The organism is Rhizobium albus, assembly GCA_030160035.1.
In the GTDB taxonomy this organism is placed as follows: Bacteria; Pseudomonadota; Alphaproteobacteria; order Rhizobiales; family Rhizobiaceae; genus Georhizobium; species Georhizobium albus.
Genome location: BSNO01000001.1, coordinates 1,529,927 through 1,545,782 on the forward strand (window position 1 = coordinate 1,529,927; position 15,856 = coordinate 1,545,782).

Here is a 15,856-nt window from a genome sequence, read left to right on the forward strand (position 1 = left end):
GACTATTCGTAGGTGAAAGACGCGCACATCTCCTCATCGGAGCCCGGCACGTCCTGCGTGTCGAACATCGCGACGATCGTCAGGTCGTCCGTGCCGGCCCAGGTCGCCACATAGGTGACGGACGCATCGCCGCAGAGAGTGTTGCCGTTCAGAAGATCGAGCACCTGCGGCTCGCCGACGCTGTAGACCGAGGCTGCCACTTCCTCACCATCGACGACGAAGACGTCCTGGACCAGTTCGTCGAACACCAGCGACTGTCCATCCGAGAAGACGATCTCGCTGTCATCGAGGCTGATGTCGCCGGTGATCGACATGGCGGTCGTACTGATGGCCGTGAAGTCCTCCGCCATGGCGGGCGTGATCACAAGCGCTCCGGCAATGAGCGCGGTCGGGAAGAAGAGACGCATGAGCGGCCTTTCGAAAGCGGGACGGGCAGGACGGCGATGCTGCAGCCGAATTTTCCAACAACACATCGCAGGATCGGCGCGGTCAAACAGCAAAATCTGTACGGGCGGCACGGGCGGTTTCCAACGGTCGACAAATCGCTTTAGTGTCAACTGACGGCGCGTCTTGCGCTCAGACAGTGTCGAAAGCTGGACGGCTTGATGGTTCACACGCTTCTCGTTGCGCTCGGTGGGGGGCTTGGCGCGGCGCTTCGCCATCTCACCAATCTCGCCGCTTTCAGGCTGCTCGGGCCGAACTTTCCCTTCGGCACGCTTGCGGTCAACGTCATCGGCTCGTTTCTGATGGGCGTGCTGGTGGAAGTGGTGGCGCGGCGCTTCGGCGCATCGGCGGAATTGCGGCTCTTCCTTGCCACGGGCGTGCTCGGCGGCTACACGACCTTCTCCGCATTCTCGCTGGACACGATCGTTCTCTGGGAGCGCGGCGCCCCGGGCCTCGCCGTCGCCTATGTGGGATTGAGTGTCCTGCTCTCGCTTGCTGCGATCATCGGCGGGCTCTGGCTGGCGCGGACGGTTTTCTGAACGGGATTGTGAACGATATGGCAGGCGTCGAGCAACGCAAGGTGGACGGCGACGAAGCGGGCATGCGGCTCGACCGCTGGTTCAAACAGCATTATCCGGGGCTCGGTTTCGGGCAGTTGCAGAAGCTGTTGCGATCGGGCCAGATCCGCGTCGATGGCGGGCGGGCGAAATCGGATACGCGGGTGCAGCCGGGCCAGATGGTGCGCGTGCCGCCGCTTGGCGTGGACGAGAAGAAGACCGGGCCGATCTCGCCGCGTGCCGTGCGTTCCGCACCGGACCACGAACTTCTGAGCCAGATGCTGATCTACGAGGACCCCAAGGTTTTCGTGTTCAACAAGCCGGCCGGCCTTGCGGTGCAGGGCGGATCGGGCCTGTCGCGCCATGTGGACGGGATGCTGGAAGTGTGGCGCAACAAGAAGGGCGAGAAGCCGCGGCTCGTCCACCGGCTCGACCGCGAGACCTCAGGCGTGCTGGTGGTTGCCCGCACGCGCGGCGCGGCGCAGGCGCTGACGGCGGCGTTTCGCGAGCGGACGACCAAGAAGACCTATTGGGCGCTGGTGCGCGGCGTGCCGAAGAAGCGCGAAGACAAGATCTCGACATGGCTGGTGAAGGAAGCGACGGCCGATGGCGACCGGATGCGCGTTGCCAAGCATGGCGAGCCCGATGCCGATCACGCGGTTTCCTATTACCGGATCATCGAGCAGGCGGCGCAGAACCTCGCCTGGCTGGAGATGGAGCCCTATACGGGACGCACGCACCAGCTGCGCGTCCACGCCGCCCATATCGGCCATCCGATCCTCGGTGATCCGAAATATTTCGAAGCGGACGAGAACTGGACACTGCCCGGCGGCATGCAGAACCGGCTGCATCTGCACGCGCGGCGGATCATCATTCCCAATCCGGCGGGCGGATCGATCGACGTGACAGCGGAACTGCCGCCGCACATGGTGCAGAGCTTCAACCTCATCGGTTTCGACGAGGCGGAAGGTGCGACGGACTGACAAACATGGCTGAGAACGACAACAAGCGCGATGACGGGCACCACGACGGGTCGATGCGCGACATCTTTGCCGAGCTTTCCGAAGCGGCAATGAGCGATCCGGACCCGGTGAAGCGCGCGCAGAAGCAGATGCAGAAGCCGCTGCCGAAGCGGTTCTACACGCAAGCCGGCATCGAAGCGGGCGAGGGCGGCTTCACTGTGACGCTGGATGGGCGGCCCGTGCGCACGCCGGCGCGCCAGCTTCTGACGCTGCCGAGCGCCGTGACGGCGGAAAAGACGGCGGCCGAATGGGAGGCGCAGGGCGAGACGATCGACCCCGCTACGATGCCGCTGACCCGGCTTGCCAATACGGCGATCGACGGGATTGCGCAGGATACCCAGGCGGTGGCCGAGGATGTGCTGCGCTTTGCCGGCACGGACCTGATCTGCTACCGCGCCGATGGGCCAGAGCGGCTGGTGGAACGCCAGGGCGCGGAATGGGACCCGGTGCTGGACTGGGCGCAGGCGGAGCTTGCCGCGCGCTTCGTGCTGGCCGAAGGCGTGATGCATGTGGCGCAGCCGAAGGAGGCGCTGGCGGCTTTCGGTGCGGCGCTCAAGGGCTTCACCGAGCCGCTCGATCTGGCGGCGCTGCACCTGGCAACGAGCCTGACGGGTTCGGCGCTGATTGCCATGGCGCTCGCCCGCGGCGCACTGACACCCGACGAGGCGTGGGCGAAGGCGCATCTCGACGAGACCTGGAACGCGGAGCTCTGGGGCGAGGATTACGAAGCGGCGAAGCGCCGGGAAAGCCGGCGGCGCGATTTCGATGCTGCGTCCTTCGTCCTGCTTGCCAGACGGGACGGTTGAGGCATTCTGCCGCCCGACGGTGCACGATCGACGACCACGACCACAAAGACCGACACTGACGATCTGCGGGAGGAACGCGCTTGAAACACGTGCTGGTGGAGCTTGAGGAGCGGCGGGCAAAGGCGAGGCTCGGCGGCGGCGAGGCGCGGATCGCGGCCCAGCACGCCAAGGGCAAGCTGACGGCGCGCGAGCGCATCGAGTGCTTCCTCGACGAGGGGAGTTTCGAAGAGTTCGACATGTTCGTCGAGCACCGCTCCACCGATTTCGGCATGCAGGACACCAAGATTTCCGGCGACGGCGTCGTGACCGGCTGGGGCACGGTGAATGGCCGAACGGTGTTCATTTTCGCCAAGGATTTCACGGTGTTCGGCGGGTCTCTTTCCGAGGCGCATGCGGAAAAGGTGATCAAGCTTCAGGACATGGCGCTGAAAAACCGGGCGCCGATCATCGGGCTCTACGACGCGGGCGGCGCGCGCATCCAGGAAGGCGTGGCGGCACTTGGCGGCTATGCGGAGATTTTCCAGCGCAATGTGCTCGCCTCCGGCGTCATCCCGCAGATTTCGGTGATCATGGGACCGTGCGCGGGCGGCGACGTCTATTCGCCGGCGATGACCGACTTCATCTTCATGGTGCGCGACACGTCCTACATGTTCGTGACCGGCCCGGATGTGGTGAAGACCGTGACCAACGAGACGGTGAGCGCCGAGGAACTCGGCGGCGCCTCGATCCACACGACGAAATCCTCGATCGCCGACGGGGCCTATGACAACGATGTCGAGGCGCTGTTGCAGATGCGCCGGCTGATCGACCTTCTGCCGCAATCCAACACATCCGACGTGCCGGAGATCGACAACTACCAGAGCGTCGACGAGATGGACGCGTCGCTCGACACGCTGGTGCCCGACAACGCCAACAAGCCCTATGACGTGAAGGAACTGATCGTCAAAGTGATCGACGAGGGCGATTTCTTCGAAATACAGGCGGCCTTTGCCAAGAACATCGTCTGCGGCTTCGGCCGCGTGGAGGGCCGCACGGTGGGCTTCGTCGCCAACCAGCCGATGGTGCTGGCCGGCGTTCTCGACAGCGACGCCTCGCGCAAGGCCGCGCGGTTCGTGCGCTTCTGCGACTGCTTCAACATTCCGATCGTCACCTTCGTCGACGTGCCGGGCTTCCTGCCGGGCACGGCGCAGGAATATGGCGGGCTGATCAAGCATGGCGCCAAGCTGCTCTTCGCCTATGGCGAAGCGACGGTGCCGAAGGTGACCGTGATCACCCGCAAGGCCTATGGCGGCGCCTATGACGTGATGGCCTCGAAGCACCTGCGCGGCGACATCAACTATGCCTGGCCCTCCGCCCAGATCGCCGTGATGGGCGCCAAGGGCGCCGTCGAGATCATCTTCCGCAAGGACATCGCCGACCCGGAAAAGATCGCCGCGCACACGAAGATGTACGAAGACCGCTTCCTCTCCCCCTTCGTCGCCGCCGAACGCGGCTATATCGACGAGGTGATCATGCCGCATTCGACCCGCAAACGCATCGCGCGGGGCTTAAGGATGCTCAGGAACAAGAGCCTGAGCAATCCTTGGAAGAAGCACGATAACATTCCGTTGTGAAGGCTTAGCAGCGGATAATTTGAAGGTAGTCGGACGCGGCGAGTTTCAGCATCACGGCATCGCGGCTGACGATCGGTATCCTGCGATGTCGAGCAGTGGCGATCAGGTAGCAGTCACCGGGGTCGCGGTGGTCGGTTTCGACTGCGGCCTGCGCCGCCAAGCATGCAATCCGCTGGCCGACGGGAATGACTTTGGCGCCGATCGCTCTTATGGCCGCCGAGAACCAGGTGCCAGCAGACGCATCGCCGAACGACGTCGGGTTCTTGTGCGCGGGTTTCGCAGCAGCGATCGCCAGCTCCCATGCGGAGATAGGCGAAACGAACAGCGCATTGGTCGACTGGGCATCTGCGATCGTCACGAGAGCGGCATCGGTCATCACATCGGCGGACGTGACCAGCCAGTAGAGGGCATGCGTATCGAGCAATACCCCCATCGATCTTCGTTTACTTCTCGACGTCTTTGCGCCGGCCCGGCGTTTTGTGCTTGGCTGCCTGCTCGGCAATCGGGCGGGTGAGGTCGATCCCCTCGCGTAGTGGCAGTTCCACCGACTTCATGGAGTCGGCGCCTCTTAGTTCGACGAACCGTCCCATGGCGGCGTCGCGAATGACGCGCTTGGTCGGCTCTGCTGTGGGGCGATGGAGCTTGTTCATGTGGAGACTGTAGCGGCTTTGTGGTAAATGGACTAGCGGCATCTACAGCATGCCTGCCGACCGCGCTGCTCGGCGACGCCCCACCACGTTCTCAATGACACGGGGTTGCGGATTCCGGCCGAAGCGGTTCTCGACAAAACGCCGGTGGCTTGCGTCAGCTCCCCAAACATACCTCTTCGCTCCCTCCACGACCTGGCGGTTGATCTCCTTGACTAGCTGGACAGGGTCTACCAAGCGAGTCTGCTCGAGAAAGTTTGCATCTCTTGCGCCTATCCATATCGACCTCGGCCCAATCGGCAGCACCACGTGCGCATGCTTCTCTGCGAGCAGTGTGCGGATAACCGGCCTATCGGAAGTTAGTAAAGACGGTGCATGCGGTGCCGTCTCAAGGACACGCCAATGCATTCTATTGAGCGTCAAGCCGACGCTTTCGTGGTCGATCAGCGTGTACAATACCTCAAACTGATGGCGCTCCTTTTCTGCCAGCGGCTGGGAAGCGAGATACTCCGAAAAGGTCTCCGGGTCGCCCAGCTTGCGAACCGCTTGATATCGCAGTTCCGCTACCGCATCGGTCTTCGAGAAATCTTCGTGCCACCATTCTCGAAACATCATGATGTCCTCTGGACAGCGTGTAAGTAGCGAGAGAATGAATCGGCTCCATGCAGAGCGGCTATGACCGTCCCACGGAGCATTATGGCCTTGCGCCTTTAGCATCTGTAGCGACTGAGATGCCCATAGGTCTAGCTGCTTGAAGAAAGTCTCCTCTACTTGTTGGGCTAGTTTAGGCTCATAGCCCTTCAGTTCGTATAATCGCGTTTCGTAGCCTGTTGCTTCTGCTGTCACCTCCTTGACCGCGATTTTGCGATTATGATGATTGGAATATTCCGTCAGCTTGGCCGTCGTGTCCCGTTCCCACGATCGTAGATAAAACGCCGGGATGAAGTGATGTTTGGTAGGTGGATTGGCAGGCTTCATCTTTTTATCATAGCATCGACATTCGCGCCCTTGAATGTCCTTCACACTGGCGATTGGCCGCGTCCCATACCCCCACCAGCCCCACGCAAGCCCAATCCCTGACACTCCGCCAACCTTCTCCGGCGGAGTCGCTGCATGCTTTCGACCTATCTCAGTTACAACCTTATCGATCGCGACATGTCGCGCAGCATCGGGCGGGTGGCGGATGATGCGGTGGTGGCGCGGGAGGCGCAGTATTATCGCGAGACGATCGGCAAGATTTCCACGGTCGAGGAGTTTCTCGACGATTACCGGGTCTATTCCTATGCGATGAAGGCCTACGGGCTGGAAGAGATGACCTATGCGCGCGCCTTCATGCGACAGGTGCTGGAAAGCGATCTCTCCGACAGCGACAGTTTCGCCAACAAGCTCGAGGACGAGCGCTATCGGAACTTCGCAAAGGCGTTTTCCTTTGCCGGCAACGCAGAAGCGCAGGTGAAGCCGGACATCCAGTCGGACCGGCAGACCGAGGATCTCATCGGGCTTTACGATGTGAGCGTGCAGAATGCCGGCCGTGCCTATGCGGCGGAATTCGAGAACTACAAGGCGCGCATCGGCCAGATCACCAATGTCGACGAGTTCCTGGCCGACCGGCGACTGGTGGAGGTGGCGCTCAAGGCCAATGTGATCGATACGCGCTATTATTCGGCCGATTTTCTGCGGGAGATTCTCACGAGCGATCTCTCCGATCCGACCAGTTTCGCCAACCGGCCGGAGAACCGGAACTATCTTTCGCTGGCTCAGCAATACAATTTCCAGGCGGACGGGTCGCTGGCCGACGGTGTTCCTGCGCAAACGACAGAGCAGGTGCGCAAGACGACGGAGGACTATCTGTTCGACGTGCCGGACCGGATCGTGCCGCTGGCCGCCGATCTGATGACCAGCTATTTCAACGAGAAGATCGCCACGATCACCAATGTCGACGATCTGCTGGCCGATCCGAAGCTCGTCAATTATCTCTGGACCGCCTACGACCAGCCGGCTTCGCTGACGCGGCGTGCCGATATCCGTGCGGCGCTGACGAGCGATCTTTCCGACCCGACGAGCTTTGCGCGCACGACGCCGAACAGCGCGCTTCGGGAGATGGCCCGCCTCTTCAACTTCGGCACGGATGGTGAGGCGGTCGGCCCGGCGCAGACGACCGAGCAGCGGACGACGCTCAACCGGGCATTCATGTCGAACTACGACAACGCCGGCGAACGCCGCGACGCGACGCGCGAAAGCGTGTTCCGCTCGGCCATGGCGACGGTGAATTCCGTCGATGCGCTGATGCGCGATGCCGCGCTCTACAATTACGTCATGCAGGCCTATGGGCTTGATCCTGTCACGGAAACGAAGGATGCGGTGAAGCGTGCGCTGACCAGCGACCTCAACGATCCGAACAGCTTTGCCAACCAGCCGCGCAATGCGCGCTTCCGTGGCCTTGCCGAGGCGTTCAACTTCGGCGCGGATGGGCTTGCGACCACGGCGCGGCGCGCGCAATCGGAAGCGCAGGTCAACGCCTTCACCGCCGACTATCTCGAACGCGCCGAGCTTCTGGGACTGACGGAGGATCAGGCGGAAACCGAGGTGCGCTACTATCGCGAGCAGATCGCCAAGGTCTCGTCGATCGACCAGCTTCTCGCGGATCGGCGCGTGGTCGCCGTTCTGCTGCAGAGCCAGGGTTATGATCCCGAGGTCATCGACACCCGCACGCTGCGCGACGTTTTGACGAGCGATGTGGACGATCCGGACAGCTTCGTGAACACGCAATCCGATCGCAGCCTGCGGCTTCTGGCGGCGAGCTTCAATTTCAACACCGACGGGACGATCGACCGGGAAGTGACCGGCAAGGTGCAGTCCGAAGCCGACATAATCCAGACGGAAGAATTCTATCTGCGCCAGACGCTGGAAGAAGAGGCGGGCCTGGAAAACGAGGGCGTGCGGCTTGCGCTTTATTTCAAGCGCATGGCGGGCGAGATCAAAAGCCCGTTCGACATCCTGGCGGATCCTGCGCTGCAGCAGGTGGTGCGCGTGGCGCTCGGCCTGCCGCAGGAGATCGCCCAGTCCGACATCGACGCGCAGGCGCGCATGATCGAGGACCGGCTGGATCTGGCGTCCTTCTCCGATCCACGCGAGCTCGACAAGTTCCTCGTGCAGTTCGCCGCGCTGTTCGACATGGAAAACAACAATTTCCAGGATCCGGCGCTGGCACTCTTTTCGTCCAATGCCGGTGCGGCGCTCGGCGCGGACATGCTGAGCAGTCTCGCGCAGATCAATCGTCGCGGGTTCTAGCCTGAGGCGTTGATCTCAGAGCGTTGATCTCAGGCGGTCAGGCGCAGGCGGAACGCAGCGCCTCTGCCTTGGCGACCGCCTCACGGCCATCACGGGCGAGCGCATCGGCGCCCATGCGCCCGGCCTCTGACGGGTCGCGCGAGAAGGCTGCGCCCCCGGTGAGGATCCCGACCTTGGGGTTGCGCGAGCGGGCGCGCACCTTGCCGATGTCGGCACGGGTCGCGTCCACATGTTCCTCGAAGCCGACGGACAGGCCGACGACCGCATACCATTCTTGGCCGACCATGCGGATGAGCGGCGCGCCGCTTTCCACATCGGGCCCACCATCCACTTCCCAGCCGGCAAGCCGCAGGAATTCGGCAACGATGAGTAGCCCGAAGGCGTGCTGTTCGTTACGGGCGGTGGCCAGCACGATGCGGCGGGTGGCATCCTGATTGAGCGCGCCGTAGCAGCTGTCGCTGGTCAGTTCATGAACGAGCGACTGCAGGCGCGCGAGCCCGACCGTCACGTCGATGAAGCTCAGCTCGTCGCGCTCCCACATGAGGCCGAGGCGGTGCGCAACGGGAGCGAGCAGGCCGAGATAGACCGTCTCAAGCTGCATGCCCCGGCTGCGGCGGCTTTGCAGATATTCGACACATGCGGCGGTATCGGCCTCGACGACGATGTGCAGAAGCTCGTTCACGTCGCGTGCCGAAGGCCGTGAGACGTCGCTCGCGATTTCGTGCGGCTGACGCAGGGCGGCGCTTTCGGCAATGAGAAGGCGCGGCACGACCTGGTTTTCAATGACTGATCTTAGGAATGTCCGATCGGAATCTGTCTGCGCCGATCCGCAATCGACATGTCCCACAACTGCATCCGATGCGGCGCCTGCCGATTGATCGACAGGTCCACGGCGGCTATGCCCCTCCGACATATGCTACCCCTTGGTATGTCGCATCCTCCCGAAGGTGCGACATATTGGATGCTATGCCTGTAGAATTGCGTTGACGACGGTGGAAATCGCCACCGATTTTTTCCGATATTTTGAATATATCGCCAAGTGCTAATTAATGCGCATGCGGCCTAACACAGCTGCATTTGACCAATCGTTCGAATTTACGAGACTTTAGCCGGCTTTGTTAAAGCACATGCTTACGATGCCGGACTAGAGGCGCGCGCGGTGCCAGCGCAGATGATCGTCCATGAAGGTGGAGATGAAGAAGTAGGAGTGGTCGTAGCCGGGCTGCATGCGAAGCTTCAACGGAATGTTCGCGGCATTGCAGGCTTCCTCGAGAAGCCAGGGTCGCAGACCGTTTTCTAGAAAGCCATCGGCATCGCCCTGATCCACGAGAAACTCGGCGAAGCGGTGGCCGTTCTCGATCAGCCGCGTGGCGTCATAGTCTCGCCATGCCGACGACTCGGCACCCAAATATTTCTCAAAGGCACCTTTCGACCAGTCAGCCGTGCTCGGCTGCACGATCGGCGCGAAGGCCGAGCAGGACTTGAAGCGATCGGGATTGCGCAATGCCATCACCAGCGCGCCATGCCCGCCCATCGAGTGGCCGAAGATGCCCTGGCGATTCATGTCCGCTGCAGGAAACTCGGTGGCGATGAGGCCCGACAGTTCGTCCAGGATGTAGCTGTACATGCGGTAATGCTGGGAATAGGGCGCCTCGGTCGCATCGACATAGAAGCCGGCGCCCTTGCCGAATTGCCAGTTGTCGGGCTCGTCGGCCACGTCGTCGCCGCGAGGGCTGGTATCCGGGCACACGATGATCAGGCCGAGTTCGGCCGCAAGCCGGCGATACTCGCCCTTGTCCATGACGTTCTGATGGGTGCAGGTGAGGCCGGAGAGGTACCAGAGAACCGGAGCCTTGGCGCCTTCAGCCAGCGGCGGCACGAAGACGGCGAAGGTCATTTCGCAATTGGTGACGGCGGAGGGATGGGAATAGACGCCCTGGATGCCGCCATGGGCCTTGGTCTGCGAAACTGTCTTCATGGGCTGTTACCTCGAATGCTGTTGGCGGCTGTCGCAACCATATCATCTCGATCGATCGGACATAGCCCGACGAAGGAGCCGGTCGAGCGTTTCCAGAAAGGCGGATCGGTCGCGCTGGGAAAACGACGGATTGTAGCCCTTGATCGCACCCGATTCGCGCAGGTGCTGGCCAAGATCGCGCATCGCGGTCGCCATGCCGATGGATGTCTGGTCGAAGATGCGACCCGTCGGGCCGGTCACATGGGCGCCAGCTTCCACGCAGCGCCCGGCAAGCGGCACGTCGGCGGTCACGACAACATCCCCCGGCTTGACGGTATCGGCGATCCAGTCGTCGGCAGCATCGAAACTTGCCGATACGACGACATTGACGATCATCGGATCACGCGAAGGCCGGAGGCCGGAATTGGCGACGAACACCGTCTTGACCCCATGGCGCTCGGCGACCTTGAGGATCTCGGGCTTCACCGGGCAGGCATCGGCGTCCACATAGATGATGGGGTTCTCAGCACCCATGGTCCTCGGCACGTCCTTCCATGCAGGGATCGCCCACGGCAATCCTAATTCCGGTCTGTTCCGGCCTCTTCCGGCGTGATCAGGGCCTTGGGTATCCGCCGTTGGGGCTCGGTTCAAGCCTTGGCTTGATCCTGCTCGTCATGGTAACAGCGGCGCACGCATCAAAGAGGCCGGTAGCGGCCCGTTCATCGAGGCAAAGGCGAAAGACACGCATGGATCCACGTGACAGCAAGATCGAAGCCGCACGCGCGGCGCTCGGCTATGTGGAAGACGGCATGCGTCTCGGCATTGGCACCGGATCCACCGCGGAAGAGTTCGTGCGGCTTCTGGCCGAAAAGGTCGAGGGCGGGCTTTCGATCAAGGGCGTGCCGACATCGGAGCGCACCGCTCGGCTGTGCATGGATCTCGGCGTGCCGCTCTTCTCGCTCGACGAGGAGCCGGAACTCGACCTGACGATCGATGGTGCCGACGAAGTCGACCATACACTGCGCCTGATCAAGGGCGGTGGCGGGGCGCTGCTGCGCGAGAAGATCGTCGCGGCGGCTTCCAAACGCATGATCGTTATCGCCGATGCATCGAAACTGGTCGACACGCTGGGTGCCTACGCGCTGCCGATCGAGATCAACCCGTTCGGCATGACGTCCACCCGGATTGCGGTGGAAAAGGCGGCTGCGAAGCTCGATCTTTCCGGGGGATTGACGATCCGTCCCGGCAATGACGGCGCCTATGAAACCGACGGCGGCCACCACATTCTCGACGCATCATTTGGCCGTATTCCCGATCCAGAAGCGCTATCCGCCGCGCTGCATGCCATCCCCGGGGTTGTCGAGCACGGTCTATTCATAAATCTGGCCTCGGTGGCGATTATCGCCGGCGAACACGGCGTTGAAACGCTGACGGCTGAGCAGGAACACAGGAGCTGATCCTCACATGGCAATCTCGAACGGTCTCTTTCGCGGTGCAGGTGCCGCCGCTCTCATCGCCTTCGCCCTGGCGGGCGGGACTGCGCATGCGCAGGAACAGCTGAGCGACAGCCACCGGGCCGCGGCACGTGCAGCCATCGCGGCGCTTGGTGCCACCGACCAGTTCGACCAGATCCTGCCCGGTACGGCCGAGCAGCTGAAGGCGGCGCTCATCCAGAGCACGCCAAACTTCGAAGCGGAAATCTCCTCCACGATCGACGACGTTGCAGTCTCGCTGGCATCGCGGCGTGGCGACCTCGAGCGTGAGGCGGCCGAGATCTACGCCCGCACCTTCACGGAAGAAGAGCTGAACGCGATCACGGAGTTCTACACGTCGCCGGCCGGTCTCAAGCTCCTGGAAAACGGCATCACCGTTACGCAGGAGCTGATGCGTTCGGCTGAAATCTGGGCGACTGGGATCTCGCGCGATCTCGCCGTCGAGGCCGATGCAGCGCTCGAGCAGCGTCTGGGCGACCAGGCGCCGACCGCGGAAGATGCCGGCATCGATCCCGAGACCGGTACAGTGGCCGATCCGGCTGCCACCCCTGCACAGTAGGCTCAAAGAGCACTAGATAAGATCTCAAAAGCCCGGCCAAGTGCCGGGCTTTCATTTCACAAGAACCGTCTCGGCGTCGGATACGCGGCGTCGACAAGACCACGCGCAGGATCGATCCCATGGCTGAGTACGACTACGACCTTTTCGTCATCGGTGGTGGCTCGGGTGGTGTTCGGGCAGCGCGGGTAACGGGTGCGCTCGGACGCAAGGTGGCGCTTGCGGAAGAGTACCGCTATGGCGGCACCTGCGTGATCCGCGGCTGCGTGCCGAAGAAGCTCTTCGTCTATGCCTCGCATTTTTCCGAAGCCTTCGAGGACGCCGCCGGATATGGCTGGTCTGTCGGGGAATCGTCGTTCGACTGGCCGACGCTGATTGCCAACAAGGACCGCGAGATCGAGCGTCTGGAAGGGCTCTATCGCAAGGGGCTGACCAGCGCGAATGTGACGCTATTCGACAGCCGCGCCGTGCTCGTGGATGCCCACACGATCGAGCTCAAGGCCACGGGCGAGCGCGTCACGGCAGACAAGATCCTCATCGCCGTCGGCGGGTATGCCAATCCGCACGCTTCGCTGCCGGGGCATGAGCTCTGCATCACCTCGAACGAGGCGTTCCACTTGGAGACGCTGCCAAAGGCGATCGTCATCGCCGGCGGCGGCTATATCGCGGTCGAGTTCGCCAACATCTTCCACGGGCTCGGTGTCGACACGACGATCATCTATCGCGGCAAGGAAATTCTCGGCCGCTTCGATGGCGACATGCGCCGCGGGCTTCATGCGGCGATGGAAAAGAAGGGCATCCGCATTCTCTGCCAGGATGTCTTCGCAAAGATCGAAAAGAGCGACGATGGCAGGCTTGTGGCGCACACCAAGAACGGCGAGGTGCTCAAGGCCGACCAGGTGATGCTGGCGCTTGGACGCGACCCGAATACCGAAGGTCTCGGGCTTGAGGCTGCGGGCGTTGCTGTCGATCACAAGGGCGCGGTCACCGTCGACGATTATTCCCGCACCAATGTCGAGAATATCTATGCCGTCGGTGACGTGACCGATCGCGTGCAACTGACGCCGGTCGCCATCCACGAGGCCATGTGCTTCGTCGAAACCGCCTTCAAGGACAATCCGACCAAGCCGGACCATCAGCTGATCGCGACGGCTGTCTTTTCGCAGCCGGAGATCGGAACGGTGGGCCTGTCGGAAGAGGATGCCTGCAAGGATTTCGAGGAACTCGAAGTCTATCGCGCCGAATTCCGGCCGATGAAACACGTGCTTGCCGGCCGGGAAGAGCGGACGATCATGAAGATCGTGGTGAATGCGCTCGACCGAAAAGTACTGGGTGTCCACATTCTCGGGCCGGAGGCGGGTGAGATGGCGCAGCTTCTCGGCATTGCGCTGAAGGCGGGTGCGACCAAGGACGACTTCGATCGCACGATGGCGGTGCACCCCACGGCTGCCGAGGAACTGGTGACGATGTACAACCCGACCTATCGCATCAAAGGCGGCAAGCGGGTCTAGGCGCCGGCGATCATTAAAATTCGATACAATATCGAAGTCCGACCGTAAGGCCTCGTCGCTAGGGTCACCCCGAAACGTCCAAAAGACGGGGTTGGGTGATGCATATTCTACGGAGATTTCGCCAGGAGAAGTCTGGCCAGTTCGGCATTCTGTTCGGGCTTCTGCTCGTTCCTGTCGCGGGAGCCGCAGGCCTTGCGGTGGATTATACCAAGGCGTCGAACATTCGCTTTCAGATGAAACACGAGGCCGACAAGATCGCGCTCGCAGTTGCCGCCAACGGCGTCAATGCCGACGACGCGGCGTTGCTGGACGGGTTCAGAAGCAATCTGAGCGACAGGTTCGCATTCAGAGGCGATCTCGCCGATGTGGTCCTGGATGGCGAATGGGTGTCGATCAGCGACTTCCAGGTGACGGCCGCGCTGACGATGCGCACTTCGATCGGCAGCATCCTGCAGACCGGGCCGGTCAGCATCGGCGCCACGAGCACGGCGCGCTACAAGGGCGCGGCTTACGTCTACACGGCGCCGAAGGTTGCACAGCTTGACCCCGAGGCATGGGACTATAACCGCGTCTCCGTCTATTGTTTCGATGCCCGCAAGGCCGCCGATGCCAAGGCCAATGCCGGTCGCGGCAGGGGCGGCTCTTCTGCTAACGGCGATAAGTCGCCCGGCCGCTCGCAGATGACACCGATCGCCGACAACAATGGCGGCCATTACAACGTCGAGATGCCCGTTTGCGGGGCAGGCGAGGCGTTGAGCCTGAAGCTCTGGAACGTCCGCGAGGCCAAGCATTATGGGGATGATCCCGATAAATCGACGCGGCGGCAGTATACCTACTACACCGATACGGTGATCGAGAACGGCGTGGAAAGCTATGATCTCGGAGGGCTTCGTCTCGTGGAGACGGTGCTGTGCGACACGTTCGAGCAGTGCAAGCCGAAGAGCAGCGGCGGTGTCATCCCGGAAGGAAAGAACCGCAACCCGCAGATCTCGACTGCGGCATGCGCGCCGGGCAAGTTTCGCTATTACGGCTTCGAGGACCGTCCTCCGGAGAATGGCGGCAGCGACCGCGATTACGATGATATCCGAGTGATCATCGAGTGTCCCGTCGATGTGCTCGTTGGACCGGAGACGGTGCGGCTCGTTCAGTAGAAGCTCCAAATCCAGCGCCTCGGGTTGAGCCGCGTGTAACCGCATGGCATGAGCGCCCCGCAAAGGTCGAACAGGAGCGGGGCAACATGCAGGATCATCCGGTGGATGACGGGACGCTTTCGCGCTTGGCCGCGGAAGGCGCGCTGGTCGCCTATTTCGGCTACGGATCGCTCGTCAACCGCGAGACGCTGCGCACCCACATCGTCGGCGCGCGGCCTGCGCGCGTTTCAGGCTGGCGGCGCGAATGGCAGCCACGCCCCGACGCGGGGCTTGCCGCCGATCACGCCGTGCATGCATCGCTTTTGACCGTGCGGCCTGCACCGGAAAGCGCGATCGACGGGCTTCTGGTATTCGACCATGTGGACAATCTCGCGGCGGTGGATCTGCGCGAAAACGACTACCAGCGCCGGCACGTGCCGCTCGAAACGCTGACTGTTTTCGGCGACGGGGTGCCGGACGGGTGCCCGATCTATATCTACGAGGCCGATCCGCCGGAGGAGAGCCCGGAGGACTGCCCGATCCTGCAATCCTATCTCGATGCAGTGCTGAAGGGCTTCCTGCGCGAGCACGGGTTGGCAGGGCTTCAACACTTCATTCGGGGAACCGCCAACTTCGACACGCCAATCCTCGGCGACCGGGATTGGCCGATCTATCCGCGCGCGGTCAGCCTCTCTGCAGAAGATCGCGCGCTCTTCGATCGGCTGCTGCAAGAAAATGGCGCGCGTTACGTCGCCTGAAGTCTATTCGTTGCGCGCTCTTTGCTTGGGGAGCGCTTTGGGTTTATAAGCCCGGCTTCGAACGGCGGGCA

At 62.3% G+C, this 15,856-nt stretch carries 17 protein-coding genes; 10 read left to right on the forward strand and 7 right to left on the reverse strand.

All coding sequences use genetic code 11. The features are described from left to right. Positions 1–2: 2 nt before the first annotated feature. Entirely contained in the window at positions 3–407 is a 405-nt protein-coding gene (locus QQL76_RS07365) for a hypothetical protein (RefSeq protein ID WP_499207010.1), read from the reverse strand. A 198-nt stretch (positions 408–605) separates the two neighbouring features. Here QQL76_RS07365 and crcB point away from each other — a divergent pair, with 198 nt between their 5' ends. The 4 genes from crcB (at position 606) to QQL76_RS07385 (ending at position 4,442) form a co-directional block, all read left to right on the forward strand. Further along, entirely contained in the window at positions 606–983 is a 378-nt protein-coding gene (gene crcB / locus QQL76_RS07370) for a fluoride efflux transporter CrcB (RefSeq protein WP_499207011.1), read from the forward strand. A gap of 17 nt (positions 984–1,000) precedes the next feature. Further along, on the forward strand, positions 1,001–1,984 hold the full coding sequence (locus tag QQL76_RS07375) for an RluA family pseudouridine synthase (RefSeq protein ID WP_499207012.1): 984 nt from the start codon (positions 1,001–1,003) through the stop codon (positions 1,982–1,984). A 53-nt stretch (positions 1,985–2,037) separates the two neighbouring features. Next, complete coding sequence (locus QQL76_RS07380) at positions 2,038–2,829, forward strand: ATP12 family chaperone protein (RefSeq protein WP_499207138.1); 792 nt, start codon at positions 2,038–2,040, stop codon at positions 2,827–2,829. An 80-nt stretch (positions 2,830–2,909) separates the two neighbouring features. Continuing rightward, complete coding sequence (locus QQL76_RS07385; RefSeq protein WP_499207013.1) at positions 2,910–4,442, forward strand: acyl-CoA carboxylase subunit beta; 1,533 nt, start codon at positions 2,910–2,912, stop codon at positions 4,440–4,442. 4 nt (positions 4,443–4,446) lie between these two features. Here the strand turns inward: QQL76_RS07385 and QQL76_RS07390 are convergent, their stop codons facing one another. Genes QQL76_RS07390 through QQL76_RS07400 form a run of 3 tightly spaced genes read right to left on the reverse strand, consistent with a single transcriptional unit; the run spans position 4,447 to position 6,067 of the window. Beyond that, positions 4,447–4,875 carry a type II toxin-antitoxin system VapC family toxin gene (locus QQL76_RS07390; RefSeq protein ID WP_499207014.1) on the reverse strand — a complete coding sequence of 143 codons (429 nt, stop codon included), beginning with the start codon at positions 4,873–4,875 and terminating at the stop codon, positions 4,447–4,449. A 10-nt stretch (positions 4,876–4,885) separates the two neighbouring features. Beyond that, positions 4,886–5,092 (reverse strand): hypothetical protein, encoded by a 207-nt coding sequence (locus QQL76_RS07395; protein WP_499207015.1) that lies wholly within the window; start codon positions 5,090–5,092, stop codon positions 4,886–4,888. A 42-nt stretch (positions 5,093–5,134) separates the two neighbouring features. Further along, positions 5,135–6,067: a DUF4238 domain-containing protein gene (locus QQL76_RS07400; RefSeq protein ID WP_499207016.1), complete on the reverse strand. Its 933-nt coding sequence runs from the start codon at positions 6,065–6,067 to the stop codon at positions 5,135–5,137. 135 nt (positions 6,068–6,202) lie between these two features. On the opposite strand from QQL76_RS07400, the gene QQL76_RS07405 reads away from it, so the two are divergent. Next, entirely contained in the window at positions 6,203–8,380 is a 2,178-nt protein-coding gene (locus QQL76_RS07405) for a DUF1217 domain-containing protein (protein WP_499207017.1), read from the forward strand. Positions 8,381–8,417: 37 nt separating this feature from the next. On the opposite strand, the gene QQL76_RS07410 is transcribed toward QQL76_RS07405, so the two are convergent. The 3 genes from QQL76_RS07410 to QQL76_RS07420 all read right to left on the reverse strand — a co-directional run bounded on the left by QQL76_RS07410 (position 8,418) and on the right by QQL76_RS07420 (position 10,871). Further along, positions 8,418–9,149 carry a cobalamin B12-binding domain-containing protein gene (locus tag QQL76_RS07410; protein ID WP_404861709.1) on the reverse strand — a complete coding sequence of 244 codons (732 nt, stop codon included), beginning with the start codon at positions 9,147–9,149 and terminating at the stop codon, positions 8,418–8,420. Positions 9,150–9,524: 375 nt separating this feature from the next. Then, positions 9,525–10,358, reverse strand: a complete 834-nt coding sequence (gene fghA / locus QQL76_RS07415) for an S-formylglutathione hydrolase (RefSeq protein WP_126010111.1) — start codon at positions 10,356–10,358, stop codon at positions 9,525–9,527. Positions 10,359–10,400: 42 nt separating this feature from the next. After that, positions 10,401–10,871 carry a YaiI/YqxD family protein gene (locus tag QQL76_RS07420; protein WP_499207018.1) on the reverse strand — a complete coding sequence of 157 codons (471 nt, stop codon included), beginning with the start codon at positions 10,869–10,871 and terminating at the stop codon, positions 10,401–10,403. Positions 10,872–11,083: 212 nt separating this feature from the next. Between QQL76_RS07420 and rpiA the strand changes: the two genes are divergently transcribed. From rpiA to QQL76_RS07445, 5 genes are all read left to right on the forward strand, one after another. Further along, positions 11,084–11,794 carry a ribose-5-phosphate isomerase A gene (gene rpiA, locus QQL76_RS07425; protein WP_499207019.1) on the forward strand — a complete coding sequence of 237 codons (711 nt, stop codon included), beginning with the start codon at positions 11,084–11,086 and terminating at the stop codon, positions 11,792–11,794. 7 nt (positions 11,795–11,801) lie between these two features. Next, positions 11,802–12,389 (forward strand): DUF2059 domain-containing protein, encoded by a 588-nt coding sequence (locus QQL76_RS07430; protein WP_126010114.1) that lies wholly within the window; start codon positions 11,802–11,804, stop codon positions 12,387–12,389. Between the two features lie 119 nt (positions 12,390–12,508). Further along, positions 12,509–13,897, forward strand: a complete 1,389-nt coding sequence (gene gor, locus QQL76_RS07435) for a glutathione-disulfide reductase (RefSeq protein WP_499207020.1) — start codon at positions 12,509–12,511, stop codon at positions 13,895–13,897. 98 nt (positions 13,898–13,995) lie between these two features. Further along, positions 13,996–15,048 carry a TadE/TadG family type IV pilus assembly protein gene (locus QQL76_RS07440; protein WP_499207021.1) on the forward strand — a complete coding sequence of 351 codons (1,053 nt, stop codon included), beginning with the start codon at positions 13,996–13,998 and terminating at the stop codon, positions 15,046–15,048. An 86-nt stretch (positions 15,049–15,134) separates the two neighbouring features. Beyond that, a complete protein-coding gene (locus QQL76_RS07445) occupies positions 15,135–15,785 on the forward strand; it encodes a gamma-glutamylcyclotransferase family protein (protein ID WP_499207022.1) in 651 nt (216 codons plus the stop codon). Positions 15,786–15,856: the final 71 nt, after the last annotated feature.

What these genes read in the sequence shown, in the direction of transcription:
- QQL76_RS07365 (WP_499207010.1), bottom strand. Translation starts at nt 407, where the DNA reads ATGCGTCTCTTCTTCCCGACCGCGCTCATTGCCGGAGCGCTTGTGATC.
- QQL76_RS07445 (WP_499207022.1), top strand. Translation starts at nt 15,135, where the DNA reads ATGCAGGATCATCCGGTGGATGACGGGACGCTTTCGCGCTTGGCCGCG.
- QQL76_RS07430 (WP_126010114.1), top strand. Translation starts at nt 11,802, where the DNA reads ATGGCAATCTCGAACGGTCTCTTTCGCGGTGCAGGTGCCGCCGCTCTC.
- QQL76_RS07375 (WP_499207012.1), top strand. Translation starts at nt 1,001, where the DNA reads ATGGCAGGCGTCGAGCAACGCAAGGTGGACGGCGACGAAGCGGGCATG.
- QQL76_RS07400 (WP_499207016.1), bottom strand. Translation starts at nt 6,067, where the DNA reads ATGAAGCCTGCCAATCCACCTACCAAACATCACTTCATCCCGGCGTTT.
- QQL76_RS07390 (WP_499207014.1), bottom strand. Translation starts at nt 4,875, where the DNA reads ATGGGGGTATTGCTCGATACGCATGCCCTCTACTGGCTGGTCACGTCC.
- QQL76_RS07440 (WP_499207021.1), top strand. Translation starts at nt 13,996, where the DNA reads ATGCATATTCTACGGAGATTTCGCCAGGAGAAGTCTGGCCAGTTCGGC.
- QQL76_RS07395 (WP_499207015.1), bottom strand. Translation starts at nt 5,092, where the DNA reads ATGAACAAGCTCCATCGCCCCACAGCAGAGCCGACCAAGCGCGTCATT.
- QQL76_RS07380 (WP_499207138.1), top strand. Translation starts at nt 2,038, where the DNA reads ATGCGCGACATCTTTGCCGAGCTTTCCGAAGCGGCAATGAGCGATCCG.
- QQL76_RS07405 (WP_499207017.1), top strand. Translation starts at nt 6,203, where the DNA reads ATGCTTTCGACCTATCTCAGTTACAACCTTATCGATCGCGACATGTCG.
- gor (WP_499207020.1), top strand. Translation starts at nt 12,509, where the DNA reads ATGGCTGAGTACGACTACGACCTTTTCGTCATCGGTGGTGGCTCGGGT.
- fghA (WP_126010111.1), bottom strand. Translation starts at nt 10,358, where the DNA reads ATGAAGACAGTTTCGCAGACCAAGGCCCATGGCGGCATCCAGGGCGTC.
- QQL76_RS07420 (WP_499207018.1), bottom strand. Translation starts at nt 10,871, where the DNA reads ATGGGTGCTGAGAACCCCATCATCTATGTGGACGCCGATGCCTGCCCG.
- rpiA (WP_499207019.1), top strand. Translation starts at nt 11,084, where the DNA reads ATGGATCCACGTGACAGCAAGATCGAAGCCGCACGCGCGGCGCTCGGC.
- crcB (WP_499207011.1), top strand. Translation starts at nt 606, where the DNA reads ATGGTTCACACGCTTCTCGTTGCGCTCGGTGGGGGGCTTGGCGCGGCG.